The organism is Thiococcus pfennigii, assembly GCF_016583835.1.
Taxonomy (GTDB): domain Bacteria; phylum Pseudomonadota; class Gammaproteobacteria; order Chromatiales; family Chromatiaceae; genus Thiococcus; species Thiococcus pfennigii.
Genome location: NZ_NRRW01000060.1, coordinates 1 through 22,098 on the forward strand (window position 1 = coordinate 1; position 22,098 = coordinate 22,098).

Genomic DNA, 22,098 nt, shown 5'->3' on the forward strand with positions numbered 1-22,098 from the left:
GGACGCCTTGGTATTCGATCGAAATCGGTACTTGGCGCTCAACGGTCAGTCCGCGTTGTGCCAGCTCATACGCGAGGGCCAACTCGTAGACCGACTCCAGCAGACCTGGACCCAGCGCACGATGTACCGTCAGTGCGCCATCGACGACGGCTCGGGATATTTCGTTTTCGTGCATTGAATCTGATCGATCGCTTTTCTCGCGCCGATCAGGGTGCGGCATCGAAAGACGTGCTCAATACCGGACGTACTGCTTGAAGGGATTGTGTTGTCTGCCTGTCATGGCGCTTCCTAATGTACATTATTTTGCGGCCGCACCCCCGCGCGGGGCCAGGATGCCCCGCCATTTTCAGTCGCCTAAACGACTGAAAATGAAGCGAAGCGGAAATCGCTTTTTCGCTTCGCGTCTTGAAAAATTGCCATCCCGGCAATTCTTCAAGGTCCCCTTCAGTGCCCCTCGGAGACGAGCTTGAGGCCGATGATGCCGACCAGGATCAGACCGACGAAGAAGAAGCGCGCGGCCGTTGCCGGTTCGCCGAACAGCGCGATGCCGAGGATGAAGGTCCCGGCCGCGCCGATGCCGGTCCAGACGGCATAGGCGGTACCGATCGGGATGCCCCGCAGGGCGATCAGCAGCAGGGCACCGCTCGCGGCCATGCAGAGGACCGCGAACAGGATCCAGCCCCAGCGCAGGCCGGTCGCGTCGAGGCCGAGCTTGAGCCCGACGGGCCAACCCCATTCGCAGATCCCGGCAAGGATCAGATAGAGCCAGGCCATCGAGGCAGCCTCCGGACATGGTGATGATGACGAGATCCGACGAGCCCTTCCTGCGCGCCTTCCGCGGCGGTTTCACGGCGGCGTTGCGCTGGCATCAGCTCGATGCGCTCTGGGCGCGGGTTCGCGAGCGGGCCGAGGCGGGCTGGTTCCTCTATGTCGTCGGGGAGCCGCCGCCGGCGGCCGCGGCCGACGCACCCGAGGTCCTGGCCTTCGTCGCCGGGCTCGATGCGCGGCTGCGCGCGGAGCATCGGGAGGACCATTGCGGCATCGTCTATGCCGACGACCCGGCGGCGCCGACCTTCATCAAGGTCTACGACCCGCGTCGGCTCGGCGTCGTCTGCGGCTTCAGCGATGCACCGCCGCTGCCGGGTTGGGTCATGAGCCTGGTCGCCCCGGTCGATCTGGTCGAGGTCGATCGGGCCGGTAGGCGCGCGGCCGCCGACGCGCGCCGCTGGTGGCGGCGCCTGCTGCGCTGACGGGCGCGCGCCCTGGTGTGTCGGATCCTGCCGTCGTTCGGCCGTCATGAGGCGGTCTCGGTTCCGCGTTTTCCCGATCGAGGCGACAAGAGTACACTTTTGCGGCGGCCCGGTGCCGTCCGCAGACCAGTCTTCCGCCGCGTTTCGGCGGTCCCGAGCGGAGTTCGGACGTGACTAAGAAGGCGCTGACCTTGCCCCTGCTGGGCTTGTTGGCGATCGGCGGGGCGGTAGCCGTCTACCTGTCGATGGCGCGCGACAACGGCGAGGCCGGCCGGCTCCTGTTGTACGGCAATATCGACATGCGGGTGACGAACCTGGCCTTCGAGACCAGCGGGCGGATCGTCGCGATGCCCGTCAACGAGGGGGCCAGGATCGCGCGCGACCAACTCGTCGCACGCCTCGACGACCGCCAGCCGACCCTCACGCGCGACCGCGTCGCGGCCCAGGTTGCGGCACAGCGCGCGGCGCTCGACAAGGCGATCGCCGGCGCCCGTCCCGAAGAGATCGAGAAGCTCCGCGCCGACCTCGCCGCGGCCGCGGCCGAGGCCGAGAACATGGCGCGGCGGGCCGAACGCAGTCGCGATCTGGCCGCGCGCAAGCTGACCTCGCCGCAGGACTACGATGATGCGCGCACCGCCGCCGAGGCCGCCGAGGCGCGAGCCGGGGCGGCCCGGGCGGCGCTCGATCTGGCCCTGGCCGGCACCCGGGCCGAGGACATCGCGGCGGCGCGCGCCCAGCTCGCGGCGCTCGAGGCCGAGCTGGCCCTGGCCGGGATCCAGCTCGGCTACACGCGGCTCCACGCCCCGGCCGCCGGTATCCTCCAGAGCCGCATCCTGGAGCCCGGCGATATGGCCTCGCCTGAGCGCCCCGTCTATACGCTGGCCTTGACCGAGCCGCTTTGGGCGCGGGTGTATCTCGCCGAGCCCGACCTCGGCCGCGCCCGGCTCGGCCTGCCGGCCGAGGTCACGAGCGACAGTTTCCCCGGCAAGACCTATCGCGGCTGGCTCGGCTACATTGCGCCGAGCGCCGAGTTCACGCCGAAGACGGTGCAGACCACGGAGCTGCGCGCCGACCTCGTCTACCAGGCGCGGGTCTACGTCTGCAATCCGCAGGACGAGCTGCGCCTAGGGATGCCGGTCACCGTCTCGCTCGACCTCGCCGCCGCGCCGCTCGCCGACCCCGGCTGCGGTCCGGCCGCGCAGTGGCCCTGATCGGCGGCCGGTGCGCCGCGAGCCAGGCCATGTCCGTTTCGCCGTTGATCGCCGAGGGGTTGCGCAAGACCTTCCAGTCCGCCGGCCGGACCGTGACGGCGCTCGATGGCCTGTCCTTCGCGATGGTCCCGGGCGGCGGCGTCACCGGCCTGATCGGCCCGGACGGGGCCGGCAAGACGACCCTGATGCGTCTGGCCGCCGGGCTCTTGGTGCCGGACGCCGGCCGCATCCACTGTATCGGCCTGGATGCGACCCGCGAGTCCCTCGCGGTGCAGGCGGCGGTCGGCTACATGCCGCAGCGCTTCGGCCTCTACGAGGACCTGACGGTGCAGGAGAACCTCGAGCTCTATGCCGATCTTCAGGGGCTGCCGCCGGCCGAGCGCGGTGCGCGCTATGCGCGCCTCGCCGAGATGACCGGCCTCGGCCCCTTCGTCGGGCGTCTCGCCGGGCGCCTCTCCGGCGGCATGAAGCAGAAGCTCGGGCTCGCCTGCACGCTGGTACGCCCGCCGCGGCTCTTGCTGCTCGACGAGCCGACCGTCGGCGTCGACCCGGTCTCGCGCCGCGAGCTCTGGGCGATCGTCTACCGCCTGGTCGACGAGGAGGGGCTGGCCGTGCTGCTCTCGACCGCCTACCTCGACGAGGCCGAGCGTTGCAGCGACGTGATCCTGCTCGATCGCGGGCGGCTGGTCGACCAGGGGCCGCCGGGCGCCTTCAGCGCGCCGCTGCGCGGGCGGACCTTCCTCGTGCGCGGTGCCGACGCCTCGGCGCGCCGCGCCCTGCAGGCCCGCCTCGCGGCCCATCCGGGGGTCCTCGACGCCGTGCTCCAGGGCGAGGCGGTGCGGATCGTGACGACGGAGGCCGTGGCGCCCGACCGTCTGGCGTCCGGTATCGAGGCGACCTGCGAGGCGGTCTCGCCGCGTTTCGAGGACGGCTTCGTCGCCCGCCTGAAGGATGCTGGCGCGCCCGGAGAGCTAGAGCTGCCGCGGGTCGACGCCCTCAGGCGCACTCCGGGCGATGCCATCGAGGTCGAGGGGCTGACCAAACGCTTCGACGGGTTCACCGCCGTCGACGCGCTGACCTTCGCCGTGCATGCCGGCGAGATCTTCGGCCTGCTCGGGGCCAATGGTGCCGGCAAGACGACGACCTTCCGGATGCTCTGCGGCCTGCTGCCGGCGAGCGCCGGGCGCCTGCGCGTCGCCGGTGTCGACCTGCGCCATGCGGCCGCCGAGGCGCGCGGGCGGATCGGCTACATGTCGCAGCGGTTCTCGCTCTACGGCAACCTGTCGGTACGCCAGAATCTCGAGTTCTTCGCCCGCACCTACGGGCTGCGTGGCGCCCGGGTGCGCGAGCGCCTCGCCTGGGCGTTCGCCGCCTTCGAGCTCGCCGAGCTGGCCGATGCCGAGGCCGGCGCCTTGCCGCTCGGCTATCGTCAGCGCCTGGCGATGGCCGCGGCCCTGCTGCACGAGCCCGACATCCTGTTCCTCGACGAGCCGACCTCGGGCGTCGATCCGCTGGCGCGGCGCGAGTTCTGGGGACGGATCTACGCGCTCGCCGAGGGCGGCGTGACGGTGCTGGTGACGACCCACTTCATGGAGGAGGCCGAGTACTGCGACCGGCTCGTCATCATGGCGGCCGGCGCGTTGTTGGCTATCGGTACGCCGAGCGAGGTCAAGGCCCAGGCCGCCCGCGATGGGACGCCCGCGCCGACGATGGAGGAGGCCTTCATTCGGCTCATCGAGCGGCGGGAGGCGGCGTGAACACGGCGGCGCGCACCGGCGGGGGCCGGCGGCTCCTCGGCCTGCTGCGCAAGGAGTGGCTCCAGATCCTGCGCGACCCCTCGAGCATCGCGATCGCCTTCGTGCTGCCGGTGGCGCTGCTGCTGCTCTTCGGCTACGGCGTCTCGCTCGATTCCAAGCATGTGCCGGTCGGCATCGTCATCGAGCAGCCGGGGGCCGAGGCGGCCTCGTTCGCCGCGGCCTTCGGCGAGTCGCCGTACTTTGCGCCGCGCATCTACAGCACCCGCCAGGCGGCCCGTGCGGCGTTGCGTGCCCAGGAGCTCGACGGCTTCGTCGTCGTGCCGGCCGACTTCGCGCACCGCCTTAAGGGCGAGGGCGCGGCGCCGATCCAGGTCATCGTCAACGGCGTCAACGCCAACTCGGGGCGGCTGCTCGCGGCCTACGTCCAGGGTGCCTGGTCGACCTGGCTCGCGCGCGAACTGGCCGCCCGCCGGGTCCCGATCCACGAGCCCGTCGCGGCGGAGCCGCGGATCTGGTTCAACCCGCAGGTGCGCAGCCAAAACTACCTGGTGCCTGGTCTCCTGGTCGTCAACATGACGCTGGTCGGGGCGCTGCTGACGGCGCTCGTGTTCGCCCGCGAGTGGGAGCGGGGCACCCTCGAGGCCCTGATGGTCACGCCGGTCAGCCTGCGCGAGATCCTGCTCGGCAAGCTGCTGCCGTATTTCGCCCTCGGCATCGGCGGCATGGCCCTGTCGGTGCTGATGGCCCTCTATCTGTTCGAGGTGCCGCTGCGCGGCTCGCTGTGGGTGCTGGTGGCCTGCTCGACGCTGTTCCTGCTCGCCGCCCTCGGCATGGGGCTCCTGATCTCGATCGTCGCCCGCAGCCAGTTCGTCGCCGGCATGTTCGCGTTGCTCGCGACCTTCCTGCCGGCCTTCCTGCTCTCGGGCTTCCTCTTCGACATCGACAGCATGCCGGCGGTCGTCCAGGCGATCACCTACCTGTTCGCGGCGCGCTACTTCGTCGCGATCCTCCAGACCCTGTTCCTGGCCGGCGACGTCTGGGGCGTGATCCTGCCGAACGCCGCCGCCCTGGCGGCGATCGCGGCCTTCTTCCTGGGGCTGAGTCGGCGCCTGCTGCACAAGCGGATCGAGTGATGGGCGCGCGCATCCTCGCCCTGATCGTCAAGGAGTTCCTGGCGCTCTTCCGGGACAAGCGCTCGCGCTTCGTCATCGTCGTGCCGCCGCTGATCCAGCTCCTGGTATTCGGCTATGCGGCGACCTACGACCTCGACGAGGCCCCCTTCGCGGTCTACGATCGCGACGGCGGCCATGCGGCGCGGGACCTCCTCGCGCGGTTCGAGGGCTCCCCGGCCTTCGAGCTCGAGCGCCGGATCGGCAGCGCCGGCGAGATCGCCGGGGTGATCGATGCCCGTGAGGTGCTGCTCGTGGTCCAGGTCGACCAGCGCTTCACGGCCGATCTCGCCGCTGGCCGCCAGGCCAAGGTGCAGTTTCTGATCGACGGGCGCAACTCGAACACGGCCCAGACCGTCCTCGACTATGCGAGCCAGATCGTCGCTGGCTTCAACCGCGACTGGGCCGCCGCGCACGGCCTCCAGGGCCCGCCGGTGAGCCTGGTGACCCGTGCCTGGTACAACCCGAACCTGGAGAGCCGCTGGTTCTTCGTCACGGGGCTGGTCGGCATCCTGACGCTGGTCGTGACCATGATGGTCACGGCGATGTCGGTGGCCCGCGAGCGCGAGCAGGGGACCTTCGATCAGCTTCTCGTGACACCGCTGCGCCCCGCCGAGATCCTGATCGGCAAGGCGGTCCCAGGACTCCTGATCGGCCTCTTCGAGGTCTCGGTCGTCGTGTTGCTGGCCGTGGTCTGGTTCCAGGTGCCGCTGGTCGGGAGCCTGACGGTGCTCTACACGGGCGTCGTGCTGTTCCTGTTCGCCGCCGTCGGGGTCGGGCTGATGATCTCGTCGCTCGCGGTGACCCTCCAGCAGGCCCTGCTCGGGGCCTTCCTGTTCATGGTGCCGGCCGTGATCCTGTCGGGCTTCGCCACCCCGATCGCGAACATGCCCGAGCCCGTGCAGTGGCTGACGCTGATCGATCCGCTGCGCTACTACCTGGTGATCGTGCGCGGCGTCTTCCTCGAAGGGGCCGGCTTCGGCCTCCTGATCCATCAGATGTGGCCGCTCGCGGGCATCGCGCTCGTGACCCTCGTCACCGCCGCCTGGCTGTTCCGCCACCGGATGGCCTGAGCGCCCGGCAACGACAATGGTTGGCTTGCAGGGGCCGCGCGGCGAAGATATCTCACAGGTAGAAGGCCGCGGGTGCGCACCCGCGGTCGTTCGATCACGATCCCAGAGCCACGATGGAGGAGGCCCAGATGAGCGAATCCGACAAGCATGAAGCCAAAGACAAGCTGGTGGACGCCTATGAGCAGATGCTCAAGCGCACGCACGAGCGGATCGAGGAGGCCCAGAAGGAGTCCGCGCCGCGCTTCCGCGACCTGCTCGGCAAGGTCCGCGACCACATGGTCGAGCTCGGCGAGCTGACCCGCGAGGAGGCGAACAAGGTCTCCGAGTACATCGAGCGCGACATCAAGGACGCCGCCGAGTACATCGCCGAGACCGGCGAGGACCTGCGCGACTGGTGGCGTTTCGACCTGGCGCTGATGGAGCAGCGGATGCTCGACATGTTCGCCCGCGTCGCCGACCAGACGAGCCTCAACCTCGCCCAGTGGGCCGAGAACGCCCGGCTGATGAGCCTCTACCAGGCCGGCGAGATCACCGGCCCGGGCATCCTGATCTGCGACCGCTGCGGCGCCGAGACCCACATGGTCAAGACCGGGCGCATCCCCGCCTGCGCCGACTGCGACGGCACCCTGTTCCGGCGACGGGCGCCGGAGAGGCGCGACGAGGGCTGAGCGCGGGTATCCAGCGAGGGGGCGACCCGGCACACCGGCGATGGATGCTCGCCATGGGGAGCCACCCTCATCGCGATCCGGGACAGACGCGCAGGAGCCGGGATCCGGAAGATCAGCGCGGGCGGTTGGCCGAGGCCGATCGCTGATCTCACGCGTCGTCCAGGATATAGCTAAAATCCAGCTCGATCTCATCGAACGGGGCTACTCGGGCCGGTCGCTGATGGTCCAGCGTGGCGATGACGCGGTAGCTGCCTGCGGTCAGCCGATGTGCGACCAGTTTGCGTTCCTCCGGCCAGATCAGCCAGTAATAGGGTACCTGATGGCGCTGCAGCAGCAGTGGGATCTGCTGTGTGTCCTTGCGCTCGTGGCCCGGTGAGACGATCTCGCAAACCCAGTCCGGAGGCAGTTCGATCAGGCCATGGGGCAACGTCGGCAGCCGGGCCTTGCGCCAGCCAGCCAAGTCGTGGGATGGACACTCGTGGGGCTCGTAGGCGACGCTGGCCTCGGTGAGGATCCACCAGCCATCCGGTCCAGCACGGCGATTGAAGGGGCCAAGCTCTTCTCGCGTGTTGCCTTGAGCGCGCCCATGCCGGGGCCGCGTCATGGGGCGGCGGACGATCTCCCCGCTGATCAGCTCGACATGGTCGTCAGGGCTCGATAGCAGATCATCGACGGTGGCGAGCTTGAGGGCCTCCATGGTGCCTCCATTGGCTGATGGCTGACGTCGCTCATTATCGCAAAGGGGGCGGCCAGGCGGAGCGCCGCGGGTTGGCAAGAGGGCGGCGCAACGGATATAGTCTCCCCACGAGCTGGCCCCGTGGGAGAGACCGGTCTTGCGACCGGCGCCGAAGGCGCAACACCGCCCGGAATCGCTCAGGCAAAAGGACCGTGGGGCCAATGCCGACTCTGGAGAGCGGCCGCGATGCTGTCTGCGTTGCGGCCCACCGATGGGGCAGCGACGGTGCGCCGTTGCAAACTCTCAGGTTTCAGGTACAGAGGGGCGGCGGCGACGGAGAGATCCCGTCGCCGCCGCCCTTTTGCGTTTCGGCGGTGCGGAGACGATGGGGACGAGGGGGCGAGGCCGAAAGCCTGGGAAGGCCGGGGGCCGCGCCGCACCTCCGGCGATTGCCCTGTTGGTAGCGGTCCGTGCGCCGTGACCTTGAGCCTGTAGTCGTCGCGGCGGCTGCGTCGGCCCCCTGAAGTGGGCACCTTGAATCTTTCAAGGTGCCCTGAAGCAACGGCCCTGGAGCCAAGGCGGAGAGCTCGATGACATCGAAGACGCCCTTGTTCGCGGAGCACCAGCGCCTCGGTGCCCGCATCGTCCCCTTCGGTGGCTGGGATATGCCGCTGCACTATGGATCCCAGATCGAGGAGCATCACGCGGTGCGCCGCGCCGCGGGTCTCTTCGACGTCTCGCACATGCGCCCGGTCGATATCGAGGGGCCCCAGGCTGAAGCCTTTCTACGCCACCTGCTGGCCAACGACGTCGCCAAGCTGAAGACCCAGGGCAAGGCCCTCTACAGCTGCCTGCTCGACGAGCGCGGCGGCGTGATCGACGACCTGATCGTCTATCGGCTCGGCGCGGAGCGCTACCGCGCCGTCGTCAACGCGGCGACGGCCGACAAGGATATCGTCTGGATGCAGGCGCAGGCCGGCGCCTTCGCCGTCTCGCTCGCGCGCCGCGACGATCTGGCGATGCTCGCGGTCCAGGGGCCGCAGGCGCGTGCGCTCGCCGCGCCCCGGCTACCCGTCGCGGCACGCGCGGCCGTCGCCGACCTCGCGCCCTTCTCGGCCGTCGAGGACGGCGCCTGGCTCGTCGCCCGCACCGGCTACACGGGCGAGGATGGTCTGGAGATCATGCTGCCGGGCGACGAGGCCGTCGCCCTCTGGCAGGCGCTCGTCGCCGCCGGTGCCCGGCCCTGCGGTTTGGGGGCGCGCGATACGCTGCGCCTGGAGGCCGGGATGAACCTCTACGGCCAGGACATGGACGAGACGACGACGCCGCTGGAGAGCGGCCTCGGCTGGACCGTCGCCTGGGAACCGGCCACGCGCGCGTTCGTCGGCCGCGAGGCCCTGGCCGCGCAGCGCGAGGATCCGGCCCGGCGGCGTTTCGTCGGGCTGCTGCTGACGGGCCCGGGAGTCTTGCGCGCCCATCAGTCGCTCTACCGCGGTGGGACGCCGGCCGGCGAGGTCACCTCGGGCGGCTTCTCGCCGACGCTCGGGCGTTCGATCGGCCTGGCGCGGATCGCGCCGGAGCCGGCGGGCGGTGCCGAGGTGGCCGACTGGACGGTCGAGATCCGCGGCCGACAGGTCCCGGTGCGGCTCGTCCGCCCGCCCTTCGTGCGCCATGGACGCGCCTGCATCGAGCCCTGAGCCGGGATCTCCGGGCGGGGATGACGAATCACACAGGTGGAGGCCGGTCCGCCGACCAGCGGGTCGCGACCGGCCTCCGGAGCCCTTCCGTCGCGCGTGCGACGCAAACAACGCTATGGAGCGCCGACCGATGAGCAATCTGCCCGAAGAACTCCGCTACACGAAGAGCCACGAGTGGGTCAAGGACAACGGCGATGGTACCCTGACCGTCGGCATCACCGACCATGCCCAGGACGCCCTCGGCGACCTCGTCTATGTCGAGCTGCCCGAGGTCGGTCGCCAGGTCGGGGCCGGCGAGGCCTGCGCCGTCGTCGAGTCGGTCAAGGCCGCCTCCGACATCTACAGCCCGCTGGCCGGCGAGGTGATCGAGGCGAACCCCGGCCTCGCCGAGGCGCCGGAGACCGTCAACCAGGCGCCCTACGGCGAGGGCTGGCTCTTCAAGCTGCGCGCCGATGCCGCCGCCCTCGGCGCGCTGCTCGACGCCGACGGCTACGCCAAGACCCTGGAAGAAGACGCCTGAGCCGGCCGGAGCCGCCCATGCCCTTCATTCCGCACACGCAGGAGGATCTCGCGGCGATGCTCGCGACGATCGGCGCCGCCTCGCTCGATGAGCTTTTCGACGAGATCCCCGCCTCGCTGCGCACCGGCGGGCAGGCCGATCTGCCCCCGGCCCTGGCCGAGATGGACATCGCCCGGCTGATGCAGGCCCGGGCGCGCGCCGACGGCGAGTCCGTCTGTTTCATCGGCGCCGGCGCCTACGATCACCACATCCCGGCGGCGGTCTGGCAGATCGCCGGGCGCGGCGAGTTCTACAGCGCCTATACGCCCTATCAGGCCGAGGCGAGCCAGGGGACGCTGCAGCTCCTCTACGAGTTTCAATCGATGATGACGGCCCTGACGGGGCTCGAGGTCTCCAACGCCTCGCTCTACGACGGCGCCTCGGGGCTCGCCGAGGCGGTCCTGATGGCGGTGCGCGCCAACCGGCAGACCCAGGCGCGGCGCGTGCTCGTGCCGCGCGCGCTCAACCCGGCCTACCGCCATACGCTGACCAGTCTGGTCGCGAGCCAGGGCATCGAGTTGGTCGAGGTACCCTTCGATCCCCGTGGCGGCCACACGCCGCTCGAGCAGCTCGAGCCGTTCGCCGCCGAGCCGTTCGCCGCGCTGGTCGTGCCGCAGCCGAACTTCTTCGGCACCCTCGAGGACGTCGGTGCGCTGACCGACTGGGCCCACGCTCGGCGGGCGCTGGTCATCGGCCTGGTCAATCCGGTGGCGCTCGCACGGCTCGCGCCGCCGGGGGAGTGGGGCGCGAAGGGGGCCGACATCGCCTGCGGCGACATCCAGCCGCTCGGCATCCCGCTGTCCTCCGGTGGGCCATACGGCGGCTTCCTGTGCTGCCAAAAGGCCCTGGTGCGCCAGATGCCCGGGCGCCTCGTCGGGCGTACCGTCGATCTCGACGGCAAGACCGGCTACACGCTGACGCTCCAGGCCCGCGAGCAGCACATCCGGCGCAGCAAGGCGACCTCGAACATCTGCACGAACCAAGGCCTGCTGGTCACGGCCGCGACCATCCACATGGCGCTGCTCGGCGCGGCGGGGTTCGAGCAGGTCGCCGATGCCTGCCTGGCCAACAGGGCGCGACTGACGGCGAGGCTCTGCGAGATCCCCGGGGTCGAGCCGGTCTTCAACGGTCCGGTCTTCCACGAGCAGGCCCTGCGCCTGCCGGCCCCGACGGGCGAGGTGCTGGCGGCGTTGGCCGCCGAGGGCATCCTCGGTGGCTGCGACCTGGGGCCGGCCTTCCCGGAGCTCGATCCGGCCGTCCTCGTCTGCGCCACCGAGGTGCGCACCGCCGAGGAGATCGACGACTACGCCGAGCGACTGCGGCGGATCCTCGCGGCCCGCGCCTAGCGCGCCTCGTCCCGCCGGTGCCTTGTTTTGCCGCGAAGGCGCAAAGATAAGGAAAGGTGCGGAAACAACCTACACGAGCGCGGGGAAGAGAAGAAACTACGAAATACACCAAATTCGCGAAAAATCGGATAATCGTTAGTTAATTCGGAATTTTTGCTTGTCTTGCGTGTTTCGTAGTTCTAAGAGGACGTGCCGGTCGTTCGTGAATCGTGCCTAAGAAACCGCGAAATGCGCGAAAGTCCCGAAAAAACGGCAGATTCTCCCGCTTGTGTTCTGCCTTTTCGCGCGTTTCGTAGTTTTAAGCCGGTTGTTTTCGAATCGTCACCCAGTGTGTGGGGCGGGGCGTCCGCCTCGTCGAGCAAACCAGCAGAGGAGATTGCGCGATGGCCACTGTCACCCTGCAAGGCAATCCGATCCACACCAACGGCGGGCTGCCGTCGGTCGGCAGCGCGGCACCGGATTTCCGCCTCGTCGACAAGGATCTGAACGATGTCTCGCTGGCCACCTGGCCAGGCAAGAAGAAGCTCCTGAACATCGTCCCGAGCCTGGACACCGGCGTCTGCGCGGCCTCGGCGCGGCGCTTCGACAGTGAGATGGCCGGCAAGGCCGACGCCGTCGCCTTGGTCGTCTCGGCCGATCTGCCGTTCGCGTCGGGGCGCTTCTGCAGCCTCGAGGGGCTCGCCAACGTCCTGCCGCTGTCGATGATGCGCTCGCGCGACTTCGCCCGGGATTACGGCGTGCTGATCACCGACGGTCCGCTGGCCGGCATCGCGGCGCGTGCCGTCGTCGTCCTCGACGCCGATGACCGGGTCGTCTACACCCAACTCGTCCCCGAGATCACCGCGGAGCCCGACTACGACGCCGCCCTGGCCGCCCTCGGCTGAGCGGCCGCGCGCGGGCCCCGCCCCGACCCGGCGCGGATGACCGCGCCGGGGCCGGGGATTCCCGCGCGCTCTCGGCGTCCAGCCGGCGCGCCGCGCCAACCCATCCGACTCCAGGAAGCCGCCTTCCGATGCTGATCCACGAACTGTCCCGCACCGGGCGCCGGGCCACGGCCCAGGCGCCCTTGTCCACCGCCGATGTGCCTGCGCTGCCCGAGTCGTTGCGCCGCCGGCGCCGGGCCGCGCTGCCCGAGGTCTCGGAGCTTCAGGTCGTCCGCCACTACACGCGCCTGTCGCAGCAAAACTTCTCGATCGACACGCACTTCTATCCGCTCGGCTCCTGCACGATGAAGTACAACCCGCGCGCCTGTCACGCCCTGGCGAGCCTGCCGGGCTTCCTCGCGCGCCACCCGCTCGCGCCGGCGAGCCGCAGCCAGGGGCTGCTCGCGTGCCTGCACGACCTCCAGGAGATCCTCAAGGAGGTGACGGGGATGCACGCGGTGTCGCTCGCGCCGGCCGCCGGCGCCCAGGGCGAGTTCGCCGGGGTCGCGATGATCCGCGCCTACCACGCGGCGCGCGGCGACACGGCGCGCACCGAGATCCTGGTCCCGGACGCCGCGCACGGCACCAATCCGGCCTCGGCCGTGATGTGCGGCTTCGAGGTCCGGGAGATCCCGACCGGCGCCGACGGCGATGTCGACATCGCCGCGCTACGCCAGGCGGTCGGCCCGCAGACCGCCGGGATCATGCTGACGAACCCGAGCACGGTCGGGGTCTTCGACCGCAACATCGTGCAGATCGCCGAGGTCGTCCATGCCGCCGGCGGCCTGCTCTACTACGACGGGGCCAACCTCAACGCGATCCTCGGCAAGGTGCGTCCCGGCGACATGGGCTTCGACGTCATCCACATGAACCTGCACAAGACCTTCTCGACGCCCCACGGCGGTGGCGGGCCGGGGGCTGGGCCGGTCGGCGTCTCGGCGCGGCTCGAGCCCTATCTGCCGATCCCGCTCGCGGCGCGTGACGGCGACGGCTACCGCTGGCTGACCGAGGTCGACCGTCCGGCGAGCATCGGCCGGTTGACGGCCTTCGGCGGCAACATGGGGATCCTGCTGCGGGCCTATGTCTACGCCCGCATGCTCGGCCGCGAGGGCATGGGGCGGGTCGCCGAGTACGCGACGCTGAACGCCAACTACCTGTTCAAGCGCCTGACCGACGCCGGCTTCGAGGCCGCCTATCCGAGGCGTCGGGCGAGCCACGAGTTCATCGTCACGTTGCGCCGCGAGGCCCGCGAACTGGGCGTCACGGCGATGGACTTCGCGAAGCGGCTGCTCGATTACGGCTTCCATGCCCCGACGACCTATTTCCCGCTGCTGGTCCCCGAGTGTCTGCTGATCGAGCCGACCGAGACCGAGACCAAGGAGGCGCTCGACGGCTTCGTCGAGGCCATGATCCAGATCCGCCGCGAGGCCGAGGAGAACCCGGATCTGTTGCGCGGCGCGCCCTACAGCCTGCCGGTGCGCCGCCTCGACGACGTGCGGGCGGCCCGGCAGCTGGACCTCGCGTGGCGACCGGTCGGCGGCGATGGCCAACGATAACCAGGCCCGCGGCTGGCGGCGCATCGTGCGGGCCTTCGGCTTCTCGCTGAAGGGCCTCAGGGCCTGCTTCCGCTTCGAGGAGGCCTTTCGCCAGGAGGTCATCGCGCTGATCGCGCTGGTGCCAATCGGGCTCTGGCTCGGCGAGACGCCGGTCGAGCGGGCGCTGCTGGTCGGCAGCCTGCTCGTCGTGCCGATGGTCGAGCTCTTGAATTCGGCGATCGAGGCGAACGTCGATCGCATCGGCCTGGAGCGCCACGAGCTCTCGGCGCGGGCCAAGGACATCGCCTCGGCCGCGGTCCTGATCAGCGTGATCTTTACAACGTTGATCTGGGGCCTGATCTTGGTGCCCAAGTGGCTGTGACGGGACTGCGTCGTCGGGAGGCAAGGGCGTGAGCGGGCATTTTCAGGATACCGGCTTCGTGCCGCTCGGCGTCGCGGTGCTGACGGTCTCCGACAGCCGCGGCGAGGCCGAGGACACCTCTGGGCGCTTGCTGCGCGAGCGCGCCGCGGCGGCCGGGCACCGCATCGTCGGCCACGCGATCGTCGCGGACGATGTGTATCGGCTGCGGGCGGTCGTCTCGCAGTGGATCGCCGACCCGGCCGTGCAGGTGATCCTCAGCACTGGCGGCACCGGGGTCACCGGTCGCGACAGCACCCCGGAGGCGCTCGCGCCGCTCCTCGACAAGCCGATCGAGGGCTTCGGCGAGCTCTTCCGTCAGCTCTCGCTGGCCGAGATCGGCCCCTCGGCGATCCAGTCGCGGGCCTTCGCCGGGCTCGCGAACGGCACCTTCCTCTTCTGTCTGCCGGGCTCGACCGGCGCCTGCCGCACGGCCTGGGACCGAATCCTCCTCTCCCAGCTCGACCACCGCACGCGCCCGTGCAATTTCGCCCAGCTGATCCCGCGGCTGCTGGAGTCCTGACGATCATGGCGCGCGCGGACGCGAATCGATGCGAGACGCCAGGGGGGCTTTGGCCGCTGGAGGCCGCGCAGGGGCGGCTCCTGGCCGCCGCTCGGCCGGTCGCCGAGCGGGTGACGCTGCCGCTCGATCGATGCCTGGGCCGGGTCCTCGCGGCGCCGCTCGCGAGCCCCGTCCCGCTGCCCGGCTGGGACAACAGCGCGATGGACGGCTACGCGGTGCGGGCCGCCGACCTGCCGAAACCGGGCCTGACGCTGCGGGTCACCCAGCGCATCCCGGCGGGGGTCGTCGGCACGCCGGTCGAGCCCGGCTGCGCGGCGCGGATCTTCACCGGGGCGCCGTTGCCGCCCGGGGCCGACGCGGTCGTCGTCCAGGAGGCCTGCGTCCAGGACGGCGAGCGGGTGCGCATCGATACCTTGGTGCGTCCCGGGCAGAACATCCGCCGCGCCGGCGAGGAGCTCGCGGCCGGGGGCCAGGTACTCGCCGCCGGGGCGCGCCTCGCGCCGCAGCACCTGGGGCTCGCCGCCGCCGTGGGGGCGGCCGAACTGGTCTGCCATCGGCGGCTGCGGGTCGCGATCCTTGCGACTGGCGATGAGCTCGCGCTGCCGGGCCAACCGCTCGCGCCGGGCCAGATCTACGACGCCAACGGCCTTCTGCTTCGCTCGCTACTGGCGACGCTCGGCTGCGAGGTCGTCGATGTCGGGATCGTCGGCGACACCCTCGCGCAGACCGAGGCGGCCCTCGCCGAGGGGGCCATGGCGGGGGACCTGGTCCTCGTCAGCGGCGGGGTCTCGGTCGGGGAGGAGGACCACGTCAAGCCGGCCCTGGAGCGGCTCGGGCGCGTCGACCTGTGGAACCTGGCGATCCGCCCGGGCAAGCCGCTGGTCTTCGGCCATGTCGCCGGGCCTGGCGGCGAGGTCCCGGTCATCGGCAGCCCCGGCAATCCGGTGGCCCTGTTCATCGTCTTCTGCCTGCTGATCCGACCCTTCATCCTGCGCTGCCAAGGGGTCGCCGGCGAGGTCCTGCCGCGCCCGCTCTGGGGCGAGGCCGGCTTCGACTGGCCGCGCCCGGACAAGCGGCGCGAATACGTGCGCGCACGGTTGGAGGCCGGGGCGGCGGGCCGACCGCAGGTCCTCGTCTACCCCAGCCGCTCCTCGGCGATGCTCTCCTCGCTGGTCTGGGCCGAGGGCCTGGCCGTGATCCCCGAGGGCCGGACGCTGGCCCGCGGCGAGGCGGTCGCGTTTCTGCCGTTCAGCGAACTGCTCGCATGATCCGCATCCTCTACTTCGCGCGGCTGCGCGAGACGCTCGGGGTCGCCGAGGAGGCCCTCGCGTGGGACCCGCGCTGGCACTCGGTCGCCGACCTGGGCGCGGCGCTGGCCGCCCGGGGTGGGACCTGGGGCGCGGCCTTCGCCCCCGGGCCGACGCTGCTCTGCGCCGTGAACCAGACGCTGGCCCGCCCCGAGACCCCGCTCGGCGATGGCGACGAGGTCGCCTTCTTTCCACCGGTCACGGGCGGTTGAGCTGCGTCAGACCAGATCGAAGCGCTCGAACTGCATGCTGAACTGACCGCGGCCCTGGGTCAGGCTGCGTAGCGTCGTCGTGTAGCCGAGGAGCCGCTCGAGCGGTACCTCGCCGACGATCGTGACCTCCGCGCCGCGCCCGACGGTGTCGCGGATCGCCGCCTGGCGGGCCTGGAGGTCGCCAAGGACGGCGCCGAGATTCGCCTCGGGGACGACGACCTCGACGGCCATCACCGGGTGCAGCAGGGCAGGGCGGGCGCCCGCCATGGTCTTCTGGACCGCCCGTGCCGCGGCGGCGGTGAGGGCTTCCGGGGTCGATGCCTGGCCGAACAGCTCGATCTCCTCGAGCGTGACCTCCAGGTCCTCCAGCGGCGCCCCTTGCAGCGGCCCGACCGCGAGCGCGACCCGCAAGCCGTCGGCGATGGCGGTCTGCTGCAGGGGGTTGAGGGTGCCGCCCTCGGGTCGGACCCGCGGGTCGCCGCCGATGCGCAGGCCGCTGCCGCGCGCGAGCGGCGCCAGTCGCACCGCGACCCGTGCTCGGCGTTCGCCCACCTTGGGGTCCGGGCTCGGCGGCGGGGCGTAGAGGGCCTCGCCGCGCGCGGCGCGGCGGATCGTTTCGCGCGTCGCCACGGCCGGCCGGCCGCTGCGGACCTCGAGGCCGAATTCCCGGGCGAGGCGCTCCAGCACGATCTGCAGGTGCAGCTCGCCCATGCCCTCGAGCAGGCGTTGGCCGGTCTCCAGGTCGTCTTCGACGACCAGGGTCGGGTCCTCCTGGGTCAGCTTGTCGAGGGCCTCGATGAGCTTGTCGGTGTCTTGTCCGTGGGCCGGTTCGATCGCCAGGCTCAAGACCGGGCGTCGGGCGTCGATGCGCTCCAGCGCCAGCGGGTGCTCGGGGGCGCAGAGGGTGTCGCCGGTCGCCGCGTGGCGCAGCCCGGCGATGAGGACGATCTCGCCCGGCCCGGCCTCGTCGGTGCGGGTCTTCTTACCGGCGTCGACGTCGAAGAGGCGGGCGACCTGCTCCTGCACGAGGCGCCCGCCGGCGGCCAGGTGCACGACCCGGTCGCCGGGGCGCAGCCGGTTGCGGTAGACGCGGGCGAAGACGTGGCGTCGCCCGTCCCAGAGCTGGACCTTGAAGGCCAGCGCGACCAGTGGTCCGGGCCCGCCGAGGACGATCTCCTCGCTGGTGCCGTCGGGGCGGCGGGCGAGGGCGGGCGGGCGGTCCGGTGGCGCCGGCAGGAAGTCGACGACGCCGTCGAGGAGCGGCTGGACGCCGATGTTGCGCAGGGCGCTGCCGGCGTAGGTCGGGAAGAGACGTCCGCTCAGCGTGCCCTGGCGCAGGACCCGCCGGATCTCGACCGGGTCCGGGTCGGTGCCGGCCAGGACGTCTTCGGCAAGGGCCTCGTCGAGATCGGCGACGGCGAGCAGCAGGGCCTCGCGCCAGGGCGCGCAACGCGCCCAGAGGTCGGCGGGACAGGGGCCGCGGTCGAGGACCTCCCCCTGTTCGCCGGTGAAGCGGATCAGGGTGGCGTCGATCAGGTGGACGACGCCGTCCGACTCCGCGGCCGGCACGGTGACGGCGACCGGCTCGCCCCCGAGCCGTTTGGCGATGTCGGCGAGGGCCTGGTCTAAATCGGCCCCGGGGCGGTCCATCTTGTTGACGAAAAAGAGCGCCGGCAGGTTGAAACGGCTGCGCTGGCGCCAGATCGTTTCGGTCTGAGGCTCGACCCCGCGGACCCCGTCGAGGACCAGGACGCAGCCGTCCAGGATTCGCATGGAGCGCTCCACCTCGATGGTAAAATCGACGTGGCCGGGGGTGTCGACGATCTGCAGTAGGTGATCGCGCCAGGGTGCCTTGGTGACGGCCGACGTGATCGTGATGCCGTGGCGTTGCTCCTCGGCCAGATAGTCCATGTGGGCGGCGCCCTCGTGGACCTCGCCGATCTTGTGGGATGCGCCGGCGTAGAAGAGGATGCGCTCGGTCAGCGTCGTCTTACCCGCATCGACGTGGGCCGCCACGCCGATGTTGCGCAGGCGGGCAAGCGGTATCGTCTTGCTCATGGGTCAAGTTGTTCGAATCGCTGAGTTTCTGGATGGCTGAGATGAAAGATGGCAGTCGACCGAAAGGTTTCGCATTGTGGTCGGTTCTGATGGTCGGCGCCCTGATCGGTTCGGGCTTGGGCGGCGCTGCCCTGGCGGAGGTCTACCATCTCCGTGAGGCCTCCGACGGGGTCGTAGGCACCGCATTCTATGTAGAGAGCGACAAGGAAGGCACGCTACTCGACATCGCCCGCGTCAACGGGTTCGGCCACGACGACATGCGTCAGGCCAATCCGGGGGTCGATATGTGGGTGCCGCGGGACGGGGACAATGTCCTGATCCCCAACCGCTTCGTGCTCCCCGATGCCCCGCGCGAGGGCATCGTCTTGAATCTGGCTGAGAAACGCCTCTACTACTACCCGCCGGGGGAGCCGACGACAGTCCATAGCTTCCCGATCAGCATCGGCCGCGAAGGCCACAATACGCCGGTCGGCAGCTACCACATCCTCTCGAAGACGAAGGACCCAACCTGGCGGCCGCCGGGCTGGATCCGCGAGCAGCGGGCGGCCGAGGGTCGGCCGATCCCGGAGGTCGTCCCGCCCGGGCCCGACAACCCGCTCGGCAGCTACGCGTTGCGCCTGAGCGACCCGAGTTACCTGATCCATGGGACGAATAGGCCCTGGGGGCTGGGGATGGAGGTCAGCGCCGGCTGCATCCGGATGTATCCGGAGGACATCGCCTATCTGTTCCCGCTCGTCGCGGTCGACGCGCCGGTGACCATCGTCGAACAACCCTACAAGCTCGGCTGGTTGGGCGACGAACTCTATCTGGAGGTGCACACGAAGGAGGGGGAGGCGGTCCGCGCACCGTCGGAGATCGTGCCCGCGCAGATCGCGGATGCGCCGGGAGTCTTTATCGACTGGGGGGCGGTGGAACGGACGCGGGACGAGAATGCCGGCCTCCCACAACTCGTGGGAGGCCGGGATGCCTCAGCGAACTGGCATCACTTGGACATGATCTTCTGATACATACGGTCGATGCGCGCCTGGTTCGCGTCGCAGCAGGACTGGGCGGCATTGGCCTTGTTCAGGGCATCCTGGGCCATGTCACGGGCTTCCTGGTCCACGGTGGCGCAGCCACCGAGCAGCGAGGCCGCCAGAAGGGTCGATGCGGTCAGGGTGAACAGCTTGGCGCTTGGACGAAGCATTATGAGTCTCCTTGAATTGAGGCGTTCGGCCTCGGTTGGGCATAACGGGGCACCCCTGGCTGCATCGCGGGCCGGGGCATGCCCTTTCCTCGGACATGCCGGCAAGACGTCCGTACCGTACCGACGGTCTCTCCGGCGCCGATGAAACAGATTGTGCCGCTCAGGCGAAAGCAAATGAAGCGTAGCAATATTACGACGAAATCGCCCGTGCGTAATGCGGAGATTGGGGTTCCCCTGACAGGCTTCTCTGGGCGCTATGCGGAAATTCAACCGGCTTTTGTGGCGACTTTGTAACGGGCGGCGCGCTGACCGTGTCCGCGGCGGCGGCCCGCCCCGCGGGCGCGCTTGCTGCGTGCACCGGCTCTGCATTCTAATGTATTGATACGCCGCCTTCCCGTCCCCGTGCGGCCGGCCTTAGCCGCCCGACCGCCACCAGATCGAGTTGTCGATGGTCAGCCGTTTCTACGATCGCACCCGTTCCGAGTCGATATCCAATCCGTTTCGTTGCGAAGGGTTTCTGCGCGACGGCGCGATCCCGCGCCGCGAGGGCGGGTGCGTGGCGCTCGACGGTCTGCCGCCCTTCCTGCGCGCGCTGCTGGTCACCGATGGTACCGTGACCAAGATCCTCGAGGCCTACTTCTGGGAGCCTGTCAGCGTCACGACGCAGCGCCAGGAGTTCGTCGTCGCCGAGCAGCCGGTACCTTGGATCCGTATCGAGGCCGGCGATCGGGTGCTCGTGCGTGAGGCAGCGCTGCGCGGTGTCGACAGCGGTGTCTTGTACGCGACCGCGCTGTCGGTGATCCGCATTGAGCACATCCCGGAGGGCTTCCGTCAGCGGCTGATCGATCGCGAACTGGGTATCGGAGTTCTGATCCGGGACAGCGGCCTGGAGAGCTACCGCGAGGTGATGGAGGTCGATGTCGCGGCGGCCGACGGGGGGGATTCGGGCGGCGGACCGGACGCGCTGGGGGCCGACGACATCCTCTCGCGCACCTACCGAATCATCATCGGCCGCGAGCCGGTCATCCTGATTACCGAGGGCTTTCCTGTATCCAGTTATCGCCAAGGCGGGACCTAGCGGGTCGCTGGCCACATGGCGTTTATATTGGCCGATGCGGTCGGCGTCTGCGATCATTGCGCCCGCGTGCTAATCTTCAGCCTGAAACCGCGCTCGGAGGTCGTCTCCCCCGCGTTGTCCATCCTCCTCGGCCCCGGCGTGAATCTGGATGGGCTGTGTACAAGGCGGGTCGCGCCACGCCATCGGGCGGAATGTTGACCCGAGGTGTACATGGGCCTGCCTCGGCAGGCTTGCCGCAGCCTCGGCGGTAGTCATACAGCGTGTCCGCCCTGTCCGGAGGCTCTCGGGGGCGACGACCGGAGGCTCGACAGTGTCTGCTTCGATCCGCGATCCCAGTCGCCCACTGGTCGTCATCGTCGATGATCAATCGACCGGTCGGCGGATCTTGACGCAACTGGTCGGTGGCCTCGACGCGAACCTCGAGGTCGTCGCCTTCGGCGATGGGCCATCGGCCATCGAGTGCATTCGGCGTCGTACGCCCGACCTGATCCTCACCGACTACATGATGCCGGACATGGACGGCATCGCCTTCATCCGTTGCGTGCGCAGCCTACCCGCCTGCGCCGACGTGCCGCTCGTCGTCGTCACCATCGTCGACGACAAACAGGTTCGCTATCAGGCCTTCGATGCCGGTGCAACCGACTTCCTGAACCGTCCGATCGACGAGTACGAGTGCCGGGCTCGGTGCCGTAATCTGCTGATGCTGCGCCGTCAGCAGAAGATGATTCAGGACCGGGCCGCCTTGCTCGAGGATCAGGTGACGGCGGCGACCCGGGCGATCAGGGCACGGGAGCGTGAGACCCTGCTGCGCTTGGCCAAGGCAGGCGAGTATCGCGACGAAGGGACCGGCGACCACGTCCTGCGCATCGCCCGCTATTGTCGGTTGATGGCCCAGTCCCTCGGCCTGGCGGTCGTGCATTGCGAACAGATCGAACTCGCCGCGCCGATGCACGACATCGGCAAGGTCGGTGTCCCGGACCGGATCCTCTTGAAGCCCGGGCGCCTGACGCGCGAGGAGTTCGCGATCATGCAGCACCATACCGAGATCGGCTACGAGATCCTCAAGGACAGCCCGTCGCGCTATCTGCAACTCGGTGCCACCATCGCGCTCTGCCATCACGAGCGCTTCGATGGCACCGGCTATCCGGCCGGCCTGGCCGGCGCGGCGATCCCGTTGGAGGCGCGGATCGTCGCCGTCGCCGACGTCTTCGACGCCCTGACCTCGGTGCGCCCCTACAAGCCGGCCTGGTCGATCGAGGAGGCCGTCGCCTACATCCGCGCCCGCGCCGGGGGGCATTTCGATCCGGACTGTGTCACGGCATTTCTCGACTGCCTGGACCAGATCCAGGACGTCCACGTCGCCCTCGCCGACGAAGCCAGGGACGTGCGCGGATCGGCTGGGCGGGGGCCGTGATGCCGTGCGCTGACTCGTGAAAGAGGGGCGTGGGAGGG

23 protein-coding genes and 2 riboswitches are annotated in these 22,098 nt (G+C 69.9%); of the genes, 18 read left to right on the forward strand and 5 right to left on the reverse strand.

The window, feature by feature from the left end; translation table 11 throughout:
• Together CKO41_RS15300 and CKO41_RS15305 are read right to left on the reverse strand one after the other, a co-directional pair.
• The coding region (locus CKO41_RS15300) for a GxxExxY protein (RefSeq protein WP_338113853.1) at positions 1 to 220 on the reverse strand (220 nt) is incomplete at its 3' end.
• A 224-nt stretch (positions 221 to 444) separates the two neighbouring features.
• The gene (locus CKO41_RS15305; protein WP_200250762.1) at positions 445 to 774 is read right to left on the reverse strand and encodes a DMT family transporter; all 330 of its coding nucleotides are present in this window, start codon (positions 772 to 774) and stop codon (positions 445 to 447) included.
• 23 nt (positions 775 to 797) lie between these two features.
• Between CKO41_RS15305 and CKO41_RS15310 the strand changes: the two genes are divergently transcribed.
• The 6 genes from CKO41_RS15310 to CKO41_RS15335 all read left to right on the forward strand — a co-directional run bounded on the left by CKO41_RS15310 (position 798) and on the right by CKO41_RS15335 (position 7,128).
• Positions 798 to 1,250, forward strand: a complete 453-nt coding sequence (locus tag CKO41_RS15310; protein WP_420826484.1) for a hypothetical protein — start codon at positions 798 to 800, stop codon at positions 1,248 to 1,250.
• Between the two features lie 170 nt (positions 1,251 to 1,420).
• The gene (locus CKO41_RS15315; RefSeq protein WP_200382955.1) at positions 1,421 to 2,461 is read left to right on the forward strand and encodes an HlyD family secretion protein; all 1,041 of its coding nucleotides are present in this window, start codon (positions 1,421 to 1,423) and stop codon (positions 2,459 to 2,461) included.
• A gap of 29 nt (positions 2,462 to 2,490) precedes the next feature.
• A complete protein-coding gene (locus CKO41_RS15320) occupies positions 2,491 to 4,218 on the forward strand; it encodes an ATP-binding cassette domain-containing protein (protein WP_200382956.1) in 1,728 nt (575 codons plus the stop codon).
• A complete protein-coding gene (locus CKO41_RS15325; RefSeq protein ID WP_200382957.1) occupies positions 4,215 to 5,351 on the forward strand; it encodes an ABC transporter permease in 1,137 nt (378 codons plus the stop codon). Before CKO41_RS15320 ends, CKO41_RS15325 begins: the two co-directional genes overlap by 4 nt.
• The gene (locus CKO41_RS15330; protein WP_200253780.1) at positions 5,351 to 6,460 is read left to right on the forward strand and encodes an ABC transporter permease; all 1,110 of its coding nucleotides are present in this window, start codon (positions 5,351 to 5,353) and stop codon (positions 6,458 to 6,460) included. The genes CKO41_RS15325 and CKO41_RS15330 overlap by 1 nt, the downstream gene beginning before the upstream one ends.
• Positions 6,461 to 6,588: 128 nt before the next feature.
• Positions 6,589 to 7,128 carry a zinc ribbon-containing protein gene (locus CKO41_RS15335; RefSeq protein ID WP_200253774.1) on the forward strand — a complete coding sequence of 180 codons (540 nt, stop codon included), beginning with the start codon at positions 6,589 to 6,591 and terminating at the stop codon, positions 7,126 to 7,128.
• 148 nt (positions 7,129 to 7,276) lie between these two features.
• On the opposite strand, the gene CKO41_RS15340 is transcribed toward CKO41_RS15335, so the two are convergent.
• Entirely contained in the window at positions 7,277 to 7,825 is a 549-nt protein-coding gene (locus CKO41_RS15340; RefSeq protein WP_200382958.1) for a Uma2 family endonuclease, read from the reverse strand.
• A 111-nt stretch (positions 7,826 to 7,936) separates the two neighbouring features.
• A riboswitch (glycine riboswitch) is annotated at positions 7,937 to 8,027 on the forward strand.
• A 1-nt stretch (position 8,028) separates the two neighbouring features.
• Positions 8,029 to 8,134: riboswitch (glycine riboswitch) on the forward strand.
• A 260-nt stretch (positions 8,135 to 8,394) separates the two neighbouring features.
• Between CKO41_RS15340 and gcvT the strand changes: the two genes are divergently transcribed.
• The 9 genes from gcvT to moaD all read left to right on the forward strand — a co-directional run bounded on the left by gcvT (position 8,395) and on the right by moaD (position 16,324).
• Positions 8,395 to 9,501 (forward strand): glycine cleavage system aminomethyltransferase GcvT, encoded by a 1,107-nt coding sequence (gene gcvT / locus CKO41_RS15345; RefSeq protein WP_200382959.1) that lies wholly within the window; start codon positions 8,395 to 8,397, stop codon positions 9,499 to 9,501.
• A 130-nt stretch (positions 9,502 to 9,631) separates the two neighbouring features.
• Positions 9,632 to 10,021 (forward strand): glycine cleavage system protein GcvH, encoded by a 390-nt coding sequence (gene gcvH, locus CKO41_RS15350; protein WP_200253769.1) that lies wholly within the window; start codon positions 9,632 to 9,634, stop codon positions 10,019 to 10,021.
• Between the two features lie 17 nt (positions 10,022 to 10,038).
• Positions 10,039 to 11,406 (forward strand): aminomethyl-transferring glycine dehydrogenase subunit GcvPA, encoded by a 1,368-nt coding sequence (gene gcvPA, locus CKO41_RS15355; RefSeq protein WP_200382960.1) that lies wholly within the window; start codon positions 10,039 to 10,041, stop codon positions 11,404 to 11,406.
• A 383-nt stretch (positions 11,407 to 11,789) separates the two neighbouring features.
• Complete coding sequence (gene tpx / locus CKO41_RS15360) at positions 11,790 to 12,290, forward strand: thiol peroxidase (RefSeq protein ID WP_200382961.1); 501 nt, start codon at positions 11,790 to 11,792, stop codon at positions 12,288 to 12,290.
• Positions 12,291 to 12,418: 128 nt separating this feature from the next.
• Complete coding sequence (gene gcvPB, locus CKO41_RS15365; RefSeq protein ID WP_200382962.1) at positions 12,419 to 13,885, forward strand: aminomethyl-transferring glycine dehydrogenase subunit GcvPB; 1,467 nt, start codon at positions 12,419 to 12,421, stop codon at positions 13,883 to 13,885.
• Complete coding sequence (locus CKO41_RS15370) at positions 13,872 to 14,246, forward strand: diacylglycerol kinase (RefSeq protein WP_200255216.1); 375 nt, start codon at positions 13,872 to 13,874, stop codon at positions 14,244 to 14,246. The genes gcvPB and CKO41_RS15370 overlap by 14 nt, the downstream gene beginning before the upstream one ends.
• 28 nt (positions 14,247 to 14,274) lie before the next feature.
• Entirely contained in the window at positions 14,275 to 14,805 is a 531-nt protein-coding gene (gene moaB / locus CKO41_RS15375) for a molybdenum cofactor biosynthesis protein B (RefSeq protein ID WP_200255214.1), read from the forward strand.
• A 5-nt stretch (positions 14,806 to 14,810) separates the two neighbouring features.
• Positions 14,811 to 16,073 carry a molybdopterin molybdotransferase MoeA gene (locus tag CKO41_RS15380; protein ID WP_200382963.1) on the forward strand — a complete coding sequence of 421 codons (1,263 nt, stop codon included), beginning with the start codon at positions 14,811 to 14,813 and terminating at the stop codon, positions 16,071 to 16,073.
• Positions 16,070 to 16,324, forward strand: coding sequence for a molybdopterin converting factor subunit 1 (gene moaD / locus CKO41_RS15385; protein WP_200255210.1), 255 nt, complete (start codon positions 16,070 to 16,072; stop codon positions 16,322 to 16,324). Before CKO41_RS15380 ends, moaD begins: the two co-directional genes overlap by 4 nt.
• Positions 16,325 to 16,330: 6 nt before the next feature.
• Here the strand turns inward: moaD and CKO41_RS15390 are convergent, their stop codons facing one another.
• Positions 16,331 to 18,382 carry an elongation factor G gene (locus CKO41_RS15390; RefSeq protein WP_200382964.1) on the reverse strand — a complete coding sequence of 684 codons (2,052 nt, stop codon included), beginning with the start codon at positions 18,380 to 18,382 and terminating at the stop codon, positions 16,331 to 16,333.
• A gap of 89 nt (positions 18,383 to 18,471) precedes the next feature.
• Here CKO41_RS15390 and CKO41_RS15395 point away from each other — a divergent pair, with 89 nt between their 5' ends.
• Positions 18,472 to 19,386, forward strand: coding sequence for a L,D-transpeptidase family protein (locus tag CKO41_RS15395; protein WP_242464366.1), 915 nt, complete (start codon positions 18,472 to 18,474; stop codon positions 19,384 to 19,386).
• Here the strand turns inward: CKO41_RS15395 and CKO41_RS15400 are convergent.
• Positions 19,365 to 19,568 (reverse strand): alanine-zipper protein, encoded by a 204-nt coding sequence (locus tag CKO41_RS15400; RefSeq protein WP_200255081.1) that lies wholly within the window; start codon positions 19,566 to 19,568, stop codon positions 19,365 to 19,367. The two genes, CKO41_RS15395 and CKO41_RS15400, sit on opposite strands and share 22 nt — an antisense overlap.
• A 448-nt stretch (positions 19,569 to 20,016) precedes the next feature.
• On the opposite strand from CKO41_RS15400, the gene CKO41_RS15405 reads away from it, so the two are divergent.
• Both CKO41_RS15405 and CKO41_RS15410 read left to right on the forward strand, forming a co-directional pair.
• Entirely contained in the window at positions 20,017 to 20,646 is a 630-nt protein-coding gene (locus CKO41_RS15405) for a chorismate--pyruvate lyase family protein (RefSeq protein ID WP_200382965.1), read from the forward strand.
• 310 nt (positions 20,647 to 20,956) lie between these two features.
• Positions 20,957 to 22,060 (forward strand): HD domain-containing phosphohydrolase, encoded by a 1,104-nt coding sequence (locus CKO41_RS15410; RefSeq protein ID WP_200255085.1) that lies wholly within the window; start codon positions 20,957 to 20,959, stop codon positions 22,058 to 22,060.
• Positions 22,061 to 22,098 lie beyond the last annotated feature (38 nt).

Coding starts and splice junctions, on each gene's coding strand:
- CKO41_RS15305 (WP_200250762.1), bottom strand. CDS start 774: ATGGCCTGGCTCTATCTGATCCTTGCCGGGATCTGCGAATGGGGTTGG.
- CKO41_RS15310 (WP_420826484.1), top strand. CDS start 798: ATGATGACGAGATCCGACGAGCCCTTCCTGCGCGCCTTCCGCGGCGGT.
- CKO41_RS15320 (WP_200382956.1), top strand. CDS start 2,491: ATGTCCGTTTCGCCGTTGATCGCCGAGGGGTTGCGCAAGACCTTCCAG.
- CKO41_RS15330 (WP_200253780.1), top strand. CDS start 5,351: ATGGGCGCGCGCATCCTCGCCCTGATCGTCAAGGAGTTCCTGGCGCTC.
- CKO41_RS15335 (WP_200253774.1), top strand. CDS start 6,589: ATGAGCGAATCCGACAAGCATGAAGCCAAAGACAAGCTGGTGGACGCC.
- CKO41_RS15340 (WP_200382958.1), bottom strand. CDS start 7,825: ATGGAGGCCCTCAAGCTCGCCACCGTCGATGATCTGCTATCGAGCCCT.
- gcvT (WP_200382959.1), top strand. CDS start 8,395: ATGACATCGAAGACGCCCTTGTTCGCGGAGCACCAGCGCCTCGGTGCC.
- gcvH (WP_200253769.1), top strand. CDS start 9,632: ATGAGCAATCTGCCCGAAGAACTCCGCTACACGAAGAGCCACGAGTGG.
- gcvPA (WP_200382960.1), top strand. CDS start 10,039: ATGCCCTTCATTCCGCACACGCAGGAGGATCTCGCGGCGATGCTCGCG.
- tpx (WP_200382961.1), top strand. CDS start 11,790: ATGGCCACTGTCACCCTGCAAGGCAATCCGATCCACACCAACGGCGGG.
- gcvPB (WP_200382962.1), top strand. CDS start 12,419: ATGCTGATCCACGAACTGTCCCGCACCGGGCGCCGGGCCACGGCCCAG.
- CKO41_RS15370 (WP_200255216.1), top strand. CDS start 13,872: ATGGCCAACGATAACCAGGCCCGCGGCTGGCGGCGCATCGTGCGGGCC.
- CKO41_RS15380 (WP_200382963.1), top strand. CDS start 14,811: ATGGCGCGCGCGGACGCGAATCGATGCGAGACGCCAGGGGGGCTTTGG.
- moaD (WP_200255210.1), top strand. CDS start 16,070: ATGATCCGCATCCTCTACTTCGCGCGGCTGCGCGAGACGCTCGGGGTC.
- CKO41_RS15390 (WP_200382964.1), bottom strand. CDS start 18,382: ATGAGCAAGACGATACCGCTTGCCCGCCTGCGCAACATCGGCGTGGCG.
- CKO41_RS15395 (WP_242464366.1), top strand. CDS start 18,472: ATGGTCGGCGCCCTGATCGGTTCGGGCTTGGGCGGCGCTGCCCTGGCG.
- CKO41_RS15400 (WP_200255081.1), bottom strand. CDS start 19,568: ATGCTTCGTCCAAGCGCCAAGCTGTTCACCCTGACCGCATCGACCCTT.
- CKO41_RS15405 (WP_200382965.1), top strand. CDS start 20,017: ATGGTCAGCCGTTTCTACGATCGCACCCGTTCCGAGTCGATATCCAAT.